The 16263-nt window shown below is 38.1% G+C and carries 11 protein-coding genes and 1 pseudogene; 6 read left to right on the top strand and 6 right to left on the bottom strand.

Annotation, left to right across the window (positions count from 1 at the left end):
- Positions 1-166 precede the first annotated feature (166 nt).
- Positions 167-1760, bottom strand: a pseudogene (locus L652_RS01000000124020) (cyanophycinase).
- A 307-nt stretch (positions 1761-2067) separates the two neighbouring features.
- Between L652_RS01000000124020 and L652_RS0116785 the strand changes: the two are divergent.
- The 3 genes from L652_RS0116785 to L652_RS0116775 all read left to right on the top strand — a co-directional run bounded on the left by L652_RS0116785 (position 2068) and on the right by L652_RS0116775 (position 4068).
- Positions 2068-2655 (top strand): hypothetical protein, encoded by a 588-nt coding sequence (locus tag L652_RS0116785; RefSeq protein WP_024596834.1) that lies wholly within the window; start codon positions 2068-2070, stop codon positions 2653-2655.
- A gap of 98 nt (positions 2656-2753) precedes the next feature.
- Complete coding sequence (locus L652_RS0116780; RefSeq protein ID WP_024596833.1) at positions 2754-3668, top strand: zinc dependent phospholipase C family protein; 915 nt, start codon at positions 2754-2756, stop codon at positions 3666-3668.
- Position 3669: 1 nt separating this feature from the next.
- On the top strand, positions 3670-4068 hold the full coding sequence (locus tag L652_RS0116775) for a hypothetical protein (RefSeq protein WP_002960664.1): 399 nt from the start codon (positions 3670-3672) through the stop codon (positions 4066-4068).
- A 23-nt stretch (positions 4069-4091) separates the two neighbouring features.
- Here the strand turns inward: L652_RS0116775 and L652_RS1000000124775 are convergent, their stop codons facing one another.
- A complete protein-coding gene (locus L652_RS1000000124775) occupies positions 4092-6362 on the bottom strand; it encodes an EAL domain-containing protein (protein ID WP_024596832.1) in 2271 nt (756 codons plus the stop codon).
- A gap of 126 nt (positions 6363-6488) precedes the next feature.
- Entirely contained in the window at positions 6489-9338 is a 2850-nt protein-coding gene (locus L652_RS0116765; RefSeq protein ID WP_024596831.1) for a UvrD-helicase domain-containing protein, read from the bottom strand.
- A 282-nt stretch (positions 9339-9620) separates the two neighbouring features.
- Between L652_RS0116765 and L652_RS0116760 the strand changes: the two genes are divergently transcribed.
- From L652_RS0116760 to L652_RS0116750, 3 genes are all read left to right on the top strand, one after another.
- Positions 9621-10358 carry a hypothetical protein gene (locus tag L652_RS0116760; protein ID WP_024596830.1) on the top strand — a complete coding sequence of 246 codons (738 nt, stop codon included), beginning with the start codon at positions 9621-9623 and terminating at the stop codon, positions 10356-10358.
- Positions 10359-10472: 114 nt separating this feature from the next.
- Positions 10473-11387 (top strand): M14 family metallocarboxypeptidase, encoded by a 915-nt coding sequence (locus L652_RS0116755; RefSeq protein WP_024596829.1) that lies wholly within the window; start codon positions 10473-10475, stop codon positions 11385-11387.
- A gap of 73 nt (positions 11388-11460) precedes the next feature.
- Positions 11461-11871, top strand: coding sequence for a hypothetical protein (locus L652_RS0116750; protein ID WP_024603567.1), 411 nt, complete (start codon positions 11461-11463; stop codon positions 11869-11871).
- 42 nt (positions 11872-11913) lie between these two features.
- Here the strand turns inward: L652_RS0116750 and ccoG are convergent, their stop codons facing one another.
- The 3 genes from ccoG to L652_RS0116735 form a co-directional block, all read right to left on the bottom strand.
- Entirely contained in the window at positions 11914-13296 is a 1383-nt protein-coding gene (ccoG, locus tag L652_RS0116745) for a cytochrome c oxidase accessory protein CcoG (protein WP_024596828.1), read from the bottom strand.
- Between the two features lie 145 nt (positions 13297-13441).
- Entirely contained in the window at positions 13442-14860 is a 1419-nt protein-coding gene (locus tag L652_RS0116740; RefSeq protein WP_024603566.1) for a sigma 54-interacting transcriptional regulator, read from the bottom strand.
- A 93-nt stretch (positions 14861-14953) separates the two neighbouring features.
- Positions 14954-16258 (bottom strand): AarF/ABC1/UbiB kinase family protein, encoded by a 1305-nt coding sequence (locus L652_RS0116735; protein WP_024594671.1) that lies wholly within the window; start codon positions 16256-16258, stop codon positions 14954-14956.
- Between the last annotated feature and the right edge of the window lie 5 nt (positions 16259-16263).

Raw genomic sequence — 16263 nt, 5'->3', positions numbered from 1 at the left:
CCGCCGTTTTCTACATTTAATAAAAAGCTTTCTAATTCGGCTAGACTAGAAATTACATCATTTTCTTTATTCATTTTAACACTCTTTTAGTAAGGCTTTTAAATCATTATGGTGGCTATTTTATATAGAAGAGCCAAAAACTTAAACCCTTGGCTCAGGTTAGTCACTAAATCGACTTTATAGCTAACTCTAAATTGCTTAGCGCACAACCAAACTCTTTTGCATTGATGCGATGATACTGCGTGTCACTCGTTGCTGTAAGGCTAATTATAAACTCGTCTTGTTGGGCTACCGCACTTTGCTCTTGGCTTAAACACATAGCTTGAGTAAGTGAACGCAGTTTTGAATTTGTTAAAATTGAGCCAAAACGCTGCACTGGCAGTGGAGGTATTTTTATAGCGGGTAACGCTTCATCTATTGTGCGTGCGCTTAAGGTAAACGTGTTATTGGTAATTTCAATTACACTGCTTGTAGGCCAGTACGAATAGCTATAGCTCTTACTCTCAGGTTGGGCTTTACCTTGGTTAGCCAAATGCACTACACCACTTTTGCCTATTACGGTTATTAAACTACCTTCTGGCGATTTAATAACAACTAAGGCTGTATTTTCATCAATACCAAATCCATGTTGAATCTCTGTTTTAGTATTTTTCACTTCGTTTTTATTTAGCGTTGCTGCAAGCCTAAATGTACGGTTTTGTTCGCTAAATTGAATATCTAGTACACCAAAGTTAAAACTGCCCAGCCCACCAGCATTAGTGTTATTTTCACTTTTACGAAGTGCCTCAAGGCTTGTCGTATTTGCAAGCATGCCCGTCACTTTACTTTGGATTGCAGCACCGGCTCCTTCACCTACAATTACTGGGCGAGTTTGCAATGCTTGCGTCCACGGGTATGGGTTATTGTTTTGATCAAATAATACCTTATGTGTTAAAGCCGCATCACCATCATTAAACATCACACCGGTACTATTTTTAATAAGTGATACAAGTGCATTAGTGCCATTTTTACATAAAGCGTATTCGGCCTTTGTGCGATCGGGATAAATCACTTCACGGTTATACACATTCATTAATGTATTTCTAAGCGCTGGTAATTCATCGCACGAGTTACTCGTAATCGCTTTAGCAAGCGCTGGCGTTAGTGCTAACCATTGAGTGTTTATATTTGATTGTGCCAAAAGACTTTGCGCTACATCTGCCGACTCATAAGGGTCGCGGCTCNGAAGCCGTAATAGCAAGCATGGTTGGTTTTGGGTTATTAACTTTTAAACTGCCCGACACAAATTGTAAAATATTATTAGTCGCAACCTCATTATTAAAATCGGTATTTACTTGCTCTTTTAAACGCTCACCGTTTTTATTAAGTAGCGGTACTTCTAGCATATCAAATACAAAGTTGTACTCTTGCTGAGTTAGACTTTCTAATTGCTGATTATTTATATCGCGCCACTGCCAGAGTAAATCTGTTTTTGATACGCTATTTGACGATTTACTTTGTATGGTTTTAAGTGTTTTTAATACAGCCGTTTTTGCCTCAACATTATTATTAGGCCAATGCTGCGCGATGTTTTTTATTTGAGAGCTGCTAAGTGTATATAAATTATGTGACTTACCATCAATAACAGCCTCTTTTTGGCAATTATTAAGCTTGGCGCTAGTACAGGTAGTAAGCTCTGACCCCACTAAAATTAAAGTTTGGCTTTGCTCTTGAGCCACTGCATTTATTGAAAAACCGGCACCGAACAATGCCACTACCATACCCAGTAACTTCGGCTGTTGATCACGTAAAAATGCACATACCATAATGTAAACTCTAATATAAATAATAAAACTAATGTGCTGTAGTTTAACAGCTAGCCACTAGCGCCTAAATATATTTTTATAAATGTTAAATAATTCAAGTCTCTGAAAAACGTTCGGGTTAAGCACTGCATTTAAATACATTGTTTAGTTTGCCCTTCTGTCTTTGTAAATATTATCTAAACAAATTTAAACGGAGCATTTATTGACCAATTTCATTGTTTAAATTACGGTGGTGAATTATTTTATGTAACTGGGGTGAAATATGGACTTTTCTAATGAAGAGATAAATTTTTTTGCTGAGTTATTTAAGCCCAATACAAAGTCACATGCTCACAACAGTCACGTTTTAACGTTACAAAGTTCAGTACCAGCCAATATTGCTCACTTACTTAGTAGCGCTAATTTAACCCTGCTCGCAGAGGTTGCACACTATCAGTTATGGTTTCCGTTGGACTTGAAAATTGATAGCGCCGGTATAATCAAACCGATTTTAACCGCCCCCGAAGTAATAGACACACAAGGCACACTGCGCAGTTGGCGCTGGAGTGAGCTAAATATTAAAAGCCAAGGGTTTAAAATTGAATCAATATCAAACACGGGGATGTTTTTAAAACCCCTCAGAAAAGGTAACCATTTAAATAAATCACAGCACATGGAATTTATTTTACCTAACAAACAAAGTATTTCGATGGAAATAGAACCCGTAAGGCAAAGCACGCAAGGTATAGCCGCTAAAATAACGCAAATTCATAGCGGTCAAGAGCAACTAAGAGCTTACCTATTTGAAGAACATAAGCGTCAACATGCTAAATTATACGAGAATGGCCAATTAGTTGAGCAGCTAATTTAATAGGTGTTTACCCCGCTATACTTGCATTTAGTTGGCTTTATTTAACCCCCTCTCAATGTTAATCTGTACCCTTATTAATAAATCATAAGGATATGACAATGCCAGGTGCTTTTGCGCACATCACTGCTGTTAATATTGCAACGCAAACCAAGTCACTCGCTAAAATGGATATGCCTAAAAAAGCAAAGCTTATTTTAAGCCAACGCCAAGCATACCTTGAACTAGGCTGTGTAGCCCCCGATTATCCTTACTTAGCTATAGCGCAGCCTAGCCAAAATGCGTGGGCCGACCTAATGCACTATGAGCACACAGGCGATTTACTTAAAGCAATGATTGAATACTGTAAAACACTTGAAGGTGAAGCATTTGAAAAGTGTTTTGCCTGGTTATGCGGTTATATGGCCCATGTTGCTGCAGATATAACAGTGCATCCGGTTGTTGAATTAAAAGTAGGCCCTTACGCGCAAAACCAAACGGCGCACCGTACCTGCGAAATGAATCAAGACGCGTTTATTTGGCAACGTTTAAACTTAGGTGAGTTAGGTTATGCTGACCGCGTGCAACAAAATATTGGATCTTGTACTAACAAAGACGATAATTTTGATACCGATATTGCAAAAATTTGGCGACATGCTTTATTAACGGTTCACCCAAGCTACGCAGCACAACATGCTCCTAACTTTAATTCATGGCATAACGGTTTTCAGCTTGTAGTAAATAATGTTGAAGAAAGCTATCGATTATTTGCCTGTGCACGCCATGTTGCTGCTGATTTAGGCTTGTTTTATCCTCGCCCAAACGAAGTAGACCCCACTTTTATTGAACATCTAAAAACGCCGCACGAGCCTATGCATTACAACGATATTTTTGACTTTGCCGTTAGTAACATTCAGCACTACATAACCATTATTGCCAATGCCGTATTTTTAGATACTGATTACAGTGCAATTAAAAATTGGAACCTAGATACAGGCTACGATGAACACAACACGATGACGGTATGGAGCAAATAAAATGAAACACTTACTTTATATAAGCCTCATAGTATTACTTAGCGGTTGCTACACTCCTAAAAAAAACAATCCAGAAGTGATGGCCGACTTAGCCTCACAATTAAAAGATATTGCTACAGCCGTTGATGGCACACTAAAATTTAGTGAAACATCCTATTCAACAACTGATGAGTTATTAAAAGCCGCTGTTAATAACGATTTAAGCAAACTTGCACCTTTTGGGGAATACACGCTTATTGTAAACGTACAAGATGATAACGCAGTGCTACTTTTATGTGATGCCAATACGGCTTTAATTGAAGATGCAGGCTGTACTGCTCAATCAGATATACAGCATTGGGGAGCAGGAGTTATTCATCAGTGCGAAATAACTATAAACGCCCAACAGCTCTGTAACTAGGTAATAAAATACCTGCTATACATTTAAAGTTGAGCCGTCATCTCTTTGGGGTTAAACACTAAGCCATGGCGGCTAACATGCTCTGCAAAATTTTCGGCTGACATTGGTTTCGCAAAGTAAAAGCCCTGAAATTCTTTACACCCCATTTGCGCCATTATTGCTACTTGCTCTTGGGTTTCTACTCCTTCGGCTACACACTTAATATCAAGCTCTTCACACATAACGTGCACCGCTTTAACTAAACTTTTTTGACGCGTAGAGCTTGTTACTTGGCTGATTAATGAGCGATCTAACTTGAGCTTGTTAATAGGGTAATCGGCAAGGCGTGCAATATTAGAATACCCCACTCCAAAATCATCAACCGAAATAGTAAAACCCCACGATTGCAGTGTTTGCATAAGCTTTAGTGAATGCGCTTGGTTTGCCTCAAGAGAGGTTTCAGTCAGTTCTAACTCTATTTGAGGTGGCTTTACGTTGAAGTCGGCAAGGTATTTAACCAGTTTTGACATAAAATCGGTTTGGCTAAAATCAATTAGAGATATATTTATTGCCACCGGCACACTCGGTAAACCCGCCTTAGTCCAATTGGAAATTTGAGCGCAGACTTTTTGAATAATCAGATCGGTTAACCTACTGACCATTCTGTATTCTTCGGCAATAGGAATAAATACCACTGGCGACACATTACCTAGTATAGGACTGTTCCAACGCGCTAAAGCTTCAAGCCCTATACATTTACCCGTTGCATCTACTTTAGGTTGATAGTGTACCGACAAATCGCCCTGCTGAAGCGCTTCATCTAATAACATCGAAATTTCGTATTTTTCGATAAAAGCTTGTGATTGTTTTTCGTTATAACCACTTAGAGGCATATTACAGTTTGCAACTTTAAGTGCTTCGCACGCATTGCTAAGTACTGTTGTGCTGTTTTTTCCGTGATCAGGATACTTTGCAAAACCAAATAAAAATGATTGCTGACACTTAGTGCCAAACACATTATAAGTTTTATCTAATGTATTTTTTATTTGCATTAATAGCTTATCTTCAAGCTCGTTTTGCGAGTTTGCGCCAATTATAAAAGCAAGCTTTCCTACTCCTATATGGGCACACAACAACGGCCCATCTGCCATCGCCTTTAAACGCTTGTACGCGTTAATAAGTAATGCTTGAGAGTCGGCTTTAGTGAGCTTTAAATTTAAGTAGTCACTATTTGCACTTTGGGTAACAACGATAAAAAAACCTTTTTGGTATTTGCTTGTTAATCTGTCGCATTGCAGCTCAAACCATTCTCTATTAGGTAGTTTTGTTTGCGAGTCTCTAAAGCGTAAACGTTTATTTTCTTGTTCCATCATCGATAAATTTTGTTTAATGAGCTGTTCTTGCGTGCAATCGTAAAAGTCGTATACACGGTAGTTAGTACTCATTGTTATTTGTTGGTAGCAGGCTTTAAAATAGCTTTTTTTGTACTTCACAATTTTATTTTGAGCATTAGGGGCGTCAAAAACTAAAGTAGGAAATAAATGAGAAAGGTTAACGCATTCTTCTTTTAATTCTTTTTTTATACCAAACATATCAATAGCGTGTTGATTAAAATCAGTAATGACAAGATTTTCGTCAACAATAATTTTGGCTTTATTTGATTCGGTGAACAGGCTTCGATAAAGCTCATTTTTATCTTTAAGGTGTGTATTAGCGCTTATCATTGTTTTGTTTAAACGCTTAGCAGCCACAATTGTGCGTGCCACAGCAAGGGGAATACAAATGTTAAAAAATAAGAATATTAGCCCTGTAATGTATAAGCTGGCATCGGGAAGTTGTTGAGCTATGCCGGTTAAACCCGATACATCAACGTTATTGATGATCATATAAAACGGTACAATATTTAATACGCCATAAGCAAGGGCTGTTCTATAACCAAGTAGCATAAGTGCGATTATTGGGCAGGAATACATATACATAGAGCCCACTTTAGCAAGCTCTAGGTCTGTTAAAAATAAGTTCATTGACACGCTAGCAGCTACAATGGCTATTAAAAGTACATGAGCGCTGAAGTGATAAAAACGCTTACTTGCTATAAGCAAACCGCATACAGTCGCAAAAAAACTGCTTGTTAATACAACAATATAAATTAAGTTAAACTCAATAGCGCTTGCGTACGTGTGGCACACCACAGCAAAACATAACACCATTACTAATGATAGAATAATGCGCAGTGCACTTACTCGCCAATTAGCAACCTGATCAGGGGCTGTATAGTGATCGTTTAATAAAAAGAACCTATTGAAAAAATGCATAATAAACAACAGTTAAAGCTCATTCTTCTATTAGACATTGATAACTTGTTAAAATCAATCAAATGAATATAATTTCTATTTACATTGTTCTATAAAATAGACAGGTGTAAACCTGCTCGTTAGCCATTAAACATTCATTTTTCGAGTGTTTTTACAGTTATCCTCTTTAAGCGCGAAACCACTGCACCCTAAAAATTCACCGTGCTTAGATTTACGTTTACGCATTTCGCGACCACACTTTTCACAAATTGGATGCTGCGTTTTACACTCTGTATTCTCACATTGTGAATACGTGCTTTTATCAACTGATGGGCTACTACAGCTTTTACACACTCGTAGTTTAGTTTCGCAAATCTGCGTATTAGTACAGCTATAATAATCACCATACTGACCCGTTTTTGGCACAATTAATCCGTCGCTGCACGTATTACACTCTCTTTGCTTTAGTTGCGACTTGTTAAACAACGTGGAGCCGATTTGAATAGGATAATCGTCATTTACTAGTTCTTTTACAAACGCTGAGCATGCATAAGGGTCTGCAATTAAATACGCTTTATGTTTTGCGCGCGTAATACCTACATAAAGCAAACGCCTTTCTTCTGAGTGAGTGAATTCATCTTGCACTGGTAATAACGACTCCACCAGGACGTTATTTTGATTATCGCTAGGAAACCCTAATTTACCTTGTTCAAAACCAATAATAATACAGTAATCGGCTTCAAGCCCCTTAGCGCTATGCAATGTCCAAAAATAAAGAGGGTTTGTATGCTTTTTATCTTTTAAATGCTGCTGCACGCTATTTAACATGTATCGGTATCGACTAAGTATGGCAATGCTCGCTGATGCATCGTTTTTTTGAATAGTGCTTATGCTCTGCTGTACTTTTATTTCTATCGATTTAGTGCCTTGGTATAAATCGTCTAACAAAATAACTTGTGGTGTGGTTACTTGCGTATGTGTGCTGATCTGCTTTTTATATTGCTCAGGGTTTTGCATTACAAAGCGCCCCGCTACATCACTAATACTATTGTTATATCTAAATGTTTTTTGCAACATAGTAAGTGAGTGGCTGCCCACTAATTCATTAAAGCGTGTAGTAAGCGCTAAATTACCACCCGAGAACCGATAAATTGCTTGCCAGTCATCACCTACCGCAGTAAAGCGTATTCCTTTGCCATATTTTAATATGGCATTTAAAAAAACCATACGCGCACTTGATATATCTTGAAACTCATCAACTAAAATGTGGCTCCATGGAATATTAAAATCTCCGCTTACTATCGCCTTTGTTGCTTGAATAATCATGTCGTCAAAATCAATGGCATTTTGCGTGCTTAGTTCATTTATATAAGCGTCATGAATTTGCACTAACAAGTTTGCATATTGTTGATAGTTTTTAATACCACTTTGCTTGATGCGCTGCGCTATTTGCTTATTACTTAGTTGCTCCACTCGAATAGCTTGTAAGCATTTTATGTACTTATCAATGCCTTGCTGTAACTGTCCTGAGTTATTTAAAGTATGAAATATTTCGTCGTTACTTAAAGGTGTTAATTCAACATTATGCTGCTTTAATTGTTTAGCGAGAGTTTGCTCTAGCTTTCCTTCTACCCAGTTGTAATGAAAGGTTTCGAGTAAAGTGGTGCCATTTTGTTTATGTAACTTACGCTCAAATGCAATTTGCTCGTTATAGTGTTTTTTATCTATATCGGCACGAGTATTCCCTTGCCTATCAATGCCAAAGTGCTCTAAGTAAATATCGTATTGAGGTATATAAAAGTCTGGTTGGTATTGCCCACTTAGCTCTGCGCCTTGATTAAAGTGATAATTCACCTCATAACTGTGCGCCACGCAATTCAAATGTAGCCAGTTTGAAATAAGCACTTCCTGATAACTTTTTACTTTATGACCCGCAAGGCTACGGTATTCGTTATCGCGTACGTACCGCTCGTACTGTGCATTATCTTTAAAGCTAAATATATCAATCGGCTCATGGAGTAAATCTACAAATGCTTTTAAAAACTGTGGCTCGGTTTGTATTTTTTTACTTACCCACCCAGTTAACCAACTATTTAATTGAACTGGGTCGGTTGCAAATTTTGACAATTCGATTGGCTTTTTAGCACTTTGTAATAATTTAAGCCCAAGCGCATGAAACGTTAAAATAGTGGGTGCTTTGGTAGGCAATTTTGCATACGTGGCGCGTTTAATAAAGCGCTCTTTAAGCTCATTTGCTGCTGTTTTATTATAGGCCAGCACCAAAATTTGCTCAGGCTTGGCAATATCACACGCTATTAGATCTAACGATTTTGCGACCATCACAGATGTTTTACCTGTGCCTGCTGCCGCTAATACTAGGTTTTTATCGTTATCGCGTATAACCGCTAAGCGCTGCTCTGTTGTTAATGGATTTGACTCTACTTGATTAAAAAAGTCATTTTTAAGAGTTAGCTGTTTTTTTTCATATTTATGGCGCAGCTGTGCGATTGCATCGTGAGTATTGGGTGTGGAGCTCAGTATATTTAAAAATTTAATACTGCTTGGCGATAAGTGTTGTTGCCATGTATTTGTACTTTGAGCGTATTGTTTAGCAAGTAAAAATACTTCGTTATTAAGTATTTTCATGGAACTATCACGTAAAAACTCATCTAAAGCATAACGCTTTAGCAAAGCCTTGGCGTTATTTACTTTTTGCTCAAGCATGGCTGAAAATTGCGTATTAAGGGCGGTATTTAAAGACTTAGCTTGTGCTTTGTTTAAAAAGCTAATTGATGTATTGCTACTATCGCACAAATTAATTTTGGCGCTAAATAAACGATTTTTAAGTATTGAGTAATTATCAAAGTCTTTAATTAAAAATGTCCGTGCGGGAGCACTTCTAAAATGCACAACAAGATGCTCTTGCTCAATAGTTACGTGTTTAATACGGGTAAAAAAACGGCCTAGCCAACTTGGAGTAGCAATATACTGCGCCATAATACTCAATATGAAGATATGCTTTACCTGATTGTAACATACTCTTTTGTAATACATTTAGCGCTAATTCGATGCTTACTTAGTAAACAATTTAATTAGTAAGTTAGTTTTTAAAACTTAGCGTTTAATAATTTATTTACAACCGTTAACAAATTTAAACATTTACAGATGGCGTGTTGTGTAACAATGCACACATACAAACTTATACTTCATATAATTGTTAGGTATATCCCCTATTAAACAATTATTTACAGCCTAATTTAGTGGTTTAAAGGAGCTAACTTGCTTAAAAAATGCATTACCACAACGGCTTTAATTTTAGCTCTATGCGCTTGCACGTCAGAAACAGAGTCGGATTTAGTAAAAACAAAAGGTATTTGGGCAGGTTTTGAACTGGTTTCTGACGGTAACCGCGCGCGTGTTAACGCAGAACTAAATGCAGGCGACGCTAATGGCTCTAACATTGTTTTAAGCGATAGCGACTCATTACAAGCTGTTGTTAATAGCACTGCTATTGTACTTACAAAAGATACCGACTTTTTAGACGTTGATTACCAAGCGTATATAAATGCCACTGACGATAACCAACAGTTTGATATAAAATTTAAACGGGATGATGGCATAAATGCTAATTCGAGCGTGGAGTTGCCTTTAAATTTTATTATTTTAACCCCGAGTAACAATCAAAATTTTGATATTAATAGTCCCCTTACAGTTCAGCTAGATGGCACTGATCCTAATAGTACTAGTCAAGTAGAACTTAGCAGTAGCTGCACTAACAATAATAATGAAACACTTTTACAATCAACGCTTTTTGCGCTTAACACTTCGCGCCTTGAAATAAATCTGCGAAGTTTAGATATGTTTAGCAGCTCGCAAGTAGATCAAGGTAAAACGTGTGATTTAACAATTAGTGTGAAACGCGATCGATTCGGTAGTATTTCGGGTGAATACGCAAACCAAAGCTATATTAAATCCCAGCAATCGCGCGCTATAAAAAATATGACTTTAACGTTTTAATTTGCACGCTAATTTACTCAGCGTTAAGCTACGCCTTTATTAAGTAACTCTACCAATTGTAATTGCCCTCCTTATTTATAGGAAAGCTAATAACAATTGATATAAAGGTTTATTATGACTAACAGCACATACCCCATTGGCACACCTGGCAAAAAATGGAATAACAACGATAAAGCCCTGTGGTTAGCACGCCAAAACATTAAACGCAGTTACCAAAACGAAGTCGTAACGCTAATTAATGACCTTAAAAACACCTTGGATATAGAGCAATACGGCGAGCTTAATTACGCCGCTGGCACTTACCTATTATATATATTAAAAACGCCTAACTTTAATACTAATAAACCAACTGTTTTAATCACAGGTGGTGTACATGGCTACGAAACCAGTGGCGTACATGGCGCACTTAGATTTGCTAAAACATCTGCTATGCAACACTCAGAGCAGTTTAATATTGTTGTTGCGCCCTGCATTAGCCCTTGGGGATATGAAACTATAAACCGCTGGAACCCTGATGCTATTGATCCTAACCGCTCATTTTACGAAGGCAGCCCAGCACAAGAGTCAGCAGCTATTATGGCGTTTGTAAAATCACTCAATGTAGACTTAGTTGCTCATATTGATTTACACGAAACAACCGACAGCGATAATAGTGAATTTAGACCCGCACTTGCTGCCCGTGAAGGCACAACAAACACTAATTGGAACATACCTGATGGGTTTTATTTAGTGGCCGATACCAATAAGCCTGAGCCTGAATTTCAAAAAGTAATTATCGAAGATGTAGCAAAGGTCACGCACATTGCACCGAGTGATGAAAATAACCAGTTAATAGGCGTCCCTCAAGAGCAATTTGGCGTTATTAATTACGCAGCACGCGATTTAGGTTTGTGTATGGGCTTTACAGATGCACCCTATGTAACCACAACAGAGGTATACCCTGATAGTCCAACAGCCACAGATGAAGAATGTATTTTGGCGCAAGTAGCGGTTATTAAAAGCGCCCTTAACTATATTAAAGCACTTTAATAAGTTTGCAGCCGCTTGTACCCTCTTGGCTGCTAAACGAAATTTAGATAAAAAGCTAATTTAGGAGGTATTAATGGAATACAAAAATAAAAACGGACACGTTAATTTATCGCTTGAAAATAATATAGTTATTGCACAATTTAGCGGAAACCTAGAACTTGAGCTTTTAAGTAATTTTAAAGCAGCGCTTTTTGAAACCATTCAATCATTTAAAGGCGAGAAATGGGGTTATATAAGTGACTCATCAAACGTTGTAGCTGCAACCCCACTGGCCGAGCAAGAAATGGTAGCCATAAGCCACAGCATGCAGCAAAACAACTGTTTAATTAGCGCGTTTGTGCTTACATCACCTATTGCTATAAGCCAAATGCAACGAATAATGCAAAACGCCAAAAGAGACGTTACTTTCAAAGATTGTCTTTTTGATAATCTAGAATCTGCAAAGCATTTTATTTTAAATGAATTAAACAATGACTTGAGCTAGGTAGAGCTCAAGTCGTTGTTTATATAGAGCTTATATACTGTACTAATTTTTATAAAATTGGCTGTCTTTGGTTATAGTAATGCTGGCATCTTCTTGCGCTGTTACTATAAATTGTAACTTACTCACTTTGTGCGCAATATTGTAACCATCAGCTGTTACAGTAACGGGGACTCTTTTCATTGCACCTGGCTGTATAAGTGTAGAACTTGGACTTGAGAGTGTTGCTTCTGGCAAGCCCTCTATGGCAATACTGTAATGCAGTGCTTGCTGCGTTTTATTAATAATAGTAAGTGTATAAGGGTTTTCTACCAGGCCCTCGTAGTTCACTCTATAAAGCGCATTCCTATCGCGTAGTACTGAGGCTTCTATTGGTGTGCGTTGCAGCATCCATGCAAACATAGAAATGATTAACAAAGCCGTTAATGCGCCGTATCCTATTAGTTTTAATCTAAATGGATTGGTTTTTTTGCCTTCCATTTGTTTTTCGCTGGCGTATTTAATTAAGCCTTTTTGATAACCAAATTTCTCCATGGTATCGTCGCAAGCATCAATACATAAGCCACAGTTTATACATTCATATTGTAAGCCATTTCGAATGTCTATACCTGCCGGGCAAACCTCTACACATAAGTTACAGTCTACACAGTCACCTAAGTTAAGCTCTTTTGGATCAGCTTTGCGTTTACGTGGCCCTCGGCTTTCACCGCGCGTGCTATCATAGGTTACAAGCAACGTATCTTTATCAAACATAACAGCCTGAAAACGAGAATACGGGCAAGCAATCGTGCACATTTTTTCGCGTAAAAACCCTGCATTACCGTAAGTGCAAAAAGCGAATAAAAACACCCAAAAGCTCGTAATACCTGACCATTCAAATGTAAGCATTTCCATATACAAACTTTTTGCTGGAATAAAATACGCCATAAACGAGGTGGCGGTTAAAACTGAAATAATAATCCACGCACTGTGCTTAGTTATTTTTTTGCGCCAAGTACTTAGCGTCCACTGAGATTTATCTAATTTAATTCGCTGATTTCGAGTGCCTTCTATGCGTTGCTCTACCCACGAAAACATGAGCATCCATATTGTTTGCGGGCAGGTATAACCACACCAAACCCGACCAAGCCAGTTGGTTACAAAAAATAACGCAAAAGCCCCCACCATGAATAGCAGGGCTAAAATCATAAAATCTTGAGGAAGGAGTGTTAAACCAAAAATAGTAAAGGTTTGCGTTGCCACATCAAGCAGCACAGCTTGTTGACCGTTATATTGGATCCACGGTATTGCAATAAAAGTTAGCATTAGCAGCCAACCTAAATTACGGCGTATGCGCTGAAAAAATCCTTTTTGCTCGCGGATATAAATTGGCCCTTCTGTGTTATAGGGCTTAATAATCATGTCTTCTTCTTTAATATCAAACTTCATAGTACTTGCTTCATAATGACGGGTGTTACGCAAGCATTTGCAACTTTCAGACCAAGCTGAAACCTTAATTACTTCATTGATATTAAAGAAATTATTTTAAAAAATAAAAATAAACCACGCGATATAAAGCGTACTTCGCGATATATCACGAATTTTTAGCGATTCCTAACTTTCGCATTTTTGAGCGTAGTGTACTCTCAGGTAAGCCCAATTTAACTGCCGCTCCTTTATCACCTGATATTTGCCAGTGCGATAACGCGAGAACAGAGGTTATATGCTGCTTTTGCGCTTCATCGAGCGTAAGTGAAGGATTAATAACAACTTCACCACCCGCTTGCAAAGGCTGACTTAGCTGAAGTACCGCTTGATTAGATAAAATAGCTTCACGTTCAAGTACATTTTGCAGCTCTCTAATATTGCCTGGCCAATCGTAAGCCTGCAGCTGCGTAATTGCTTTTTTACTTAGCCCTTTTAAGTTTTTCCCGAGCCGTTTATTTAGCTGCGCAATCAAATTAGCGCATAAATAAGGAATATCTTCTTTTCGATCTTTAAGGGCGGGTACTTTTATAGGAAATACATTGAGCCGATAATACAAATCAATTCTAAACGTGCCTTTTTGTACCATTTCCCACAAGTCGCGATTAGTCGCTGCAATTACTCTAATGTTTACTTTTAGCGTGTTGCTGCCACCCACGCGTTCAAACTCTTGTTCTTGCAGGACTCTCAGTAATTTACTTTGCGCCTCAAGTGGAAGCTCTGCTATCTCATCTAAAAACAAGGTGCCTTTATCAGCAAGTTCAAAGCGCCCTTTACGGCGGTCATTGGCACCTGTAAACGCGCCCTTTTCATGACCAAACAATTCCGATTCTAGCAAGCTTGGGGTAAATGCGGCGCAATTTACTTTTATAAAAGCTTGTTCGCTACGCTTGCTTAGTCGATACAAATTACGGGCTACTAATTCTTTACCCGTGCCATTTTCGCCAAGTATAAGCACTGTGCTGTCGGTTTCACTTACCAGTTTTATTTGATCTAACATGGTTTGAAATATATGGCTTTGTCCAACTAGCCCTGAGTCTTGCCAGTCTTCGTTGAGCTCTGCAATTAAGTAGTTGTTTTCATCTTTTAGCTGCTCACTTAAGTGCTTTACTTGAGTAAGTGCCTCTTGTAGTGCATTTTGTGTTTGCTGTTGCAGTGATATATCGCGAAATACCGCTACAGCACCAATTAACTTATCATTTTGATAAACCGGTGTTGAAGTGTATTGAACTGCAAATGAGCTACCGTCTTTACGCCAAAAAACTTCATTTTTAACTTCACGACGCTTTCCGTCAAACATGGTGCAGTAAATTTGGCATTCATCTGCGGGATAAGGTGTGCCATCAGCATGAGTATGGTGATGATATTGGTGTATTTTTTTACCTAATAGTTCCTCAGCGCACCAACCTGTCATGAGCTCAGCGGCAGGATTAACAAACACCGCATTACCCGATAGGTCAAAACCGTATATGCCCTCACCTACTGCGTTTAGCAATAATTTAGGATCGTTTAAAAATTGTTTTATCATAAATACACCTCGCGAAATATCGCGAGCATTATGGCAATTTTATACACTAATTGCACTCATTACTTAAAGTGCACTTACGCGTAAGTTAAAAAGCTATAAATAGTGCTTAAATAACGTTTTTACATCTATTTTTGCACCTAGCCTTGCGGCTATTAAATAAAGTCCTGCAAGTTTTCGGTGAATAAATAACGCATCAACGGGCGGTGTATGCCATTGCTGAGATTGCGCACTAAGGGCAAGCCCTGCATTTTTAATTTTGAGCGCGAGTTCGCTATTTTTAAAATCAAATTCCCCTTCTGCTCTTAGTGGCTCGCACGCCATTAAAAATAAATCAATGACGTTGTTTTTATACTCATCAACTAAGTCATTTTTAAAATAACCTATGTGTGATGCCGCTTTAAGTACACCTTCTCGGTTGTTTTCGCTACCCGCTTTAAATAAGGCTAAGTACGCTAAGCTAAGCTCGGTTGATATTTCTCGCGTTGCACCAAAATCAAATAAAACAATTTTTTGTGTATCAAGCTGATAATGAAAGTTGGCAAAGTTAGGGTCGGTTTGAATTAATTTAAATTCAAACATTTCTTTAAAAAACAAATCAATCAGTTGCTCTGCAACAAAGCTTTTTTGACTATCTGGTAGCTCTGTAATGCTCTCAATAGGTTCTGCTTTTATATACTCCATAGTTAGCACTTGTTGTGTGCTGTGCTCTGGATATACGTTGGGTACTTTAAAATGGGGATTAGTTGCTAATGCATTTTTATAACGTATTAAGTACTGAGCCTCACGTTTATAATCAGCCTCAGCTAATAACTGTGCCTTAGCCTCACCAATAAGTGGTTTAATATTAAGATCTTTTGGCAATAATCGAGAAATCGTTAATAACGAAATAACGTTATCGACATCACTTACTACACTTTTTGCAATACCAGGATATTGAATTTTAACAGCAAGCTGATCGCCATTTTCTTTATAAGCTAAATGAACTTGCCCTATAGAAGCCGCTGCAAAAGGTCTTAACTCAATATGAGAAAAACGCGCTAGCCACTCATCCCCCCATTGCTCTTTTAACACTTCAACAAGCTGCTTATGAGGCATTGGGTTCGCGTCTGAGCGAAGTAAAGCAAGTAACTGAGCTAATTCAGGACTAAGTAGATCACCCGCATCCATTGAAAGCAATTGCCCCAGTTTCATTGCTGCACCACGTAAATGTGATAGCTGTGTGGCTAGTTTTTCAATGTTTTTAGGTTGTAGCAGTAAGCTTTTATTATCCCAACCTTTACCAGTTAGCGCGCTCTTAGCACCATCAACTAACATGTTGGTAGCAACACCTGTGGCAAGTGAGCCTAATTTTGCAAATCGAGAAAGCCGAGAAGTGGGGACAGTACGAGGAGCCGCCATAATAT

The organism is Pseudoalteromonas sp. TB25, from assembly GCF_000497995.1.
Taxonomy (GTDB): domain Bacteria; phylum Pseudomonadota; class Gammaproteobacteria; order Enterobacterales; family Alteromonadaceae; genus Pseudoalteromonas; species Pseudoalteromonas distincta.
The sequence above is the reverse complement of the archived record's forward strand: the minus strand, read 5'-3'. Positions and strand labels throughout refer to the sequence as shown.

Coding starts and splice junctions, on each gene's coding strand:
- L652_RS0116785 (WP_024596834.1), top strand. CDS start 2,068: ATGGACTTTTCTAATGAAGAGATAAATTTTTTTGCTGAGTTATTTAAG.
- L652_RS0116780 (WP_024596833.1), top strand. CDS start 2,754: ATGCCAGGTGCTTTTGCGCACATCACTGCTGTTAATATTGCAACGCAA.
- L652_RS0116775 (WP_002960664.1), top strand. CDS start 3,670: ATGAAACACTTACTTTATATAAGCCTCATAGTATTACTTAGCGGTTGC.
- L652_RS1000000124775 (WP_024596832.1), bottom strand. CDS start 6,362: ATGCATTTTTTCAATAGGTTCTTTTTATTAAACGATCACTATACAGCC.
- L652_RS0116765 (WP_024596831.1), bottom strand. CDS start 9,338: ATGGCGCAGTATATTGCTACTCCAAGTTGGCTAGGCCGTTTTTTTACC.
- L652_RS0116755 (WP_024596829.1), top strand. CDS start 10,473: ATGACTAACAGCACATACCCCATTGGCACACCTGGCAAAAAATGGAAT.
- L652_RS0116750 (WP_024603567.1), top strand. CDS start 11,461: ATGGAATACAAAAATAAAAACGGACACGTTAATTTATCGCTTGAAAAT.
- ccoG (WP_024596828.1), bottom strand. CDS start 13,296: ATGAAGTTTGATATTAAAGAAGAAGACATGATTATTAAGCCCTATAAC.
- L652_RS0116740 (WP_024603566.1), bottom strand. CDS start 14,860: ATGATAAAACAATTTTTAAACGATCCTAAATTATTGCTAAACGCAGTA.
- L652_RS0116735 (WP_024594671.1), bottom strand. CDS start 16,258: ATGGCGGCTCCTCGTACTGTCCCCACTTCTCGGCTTTCTCGATTTGCA.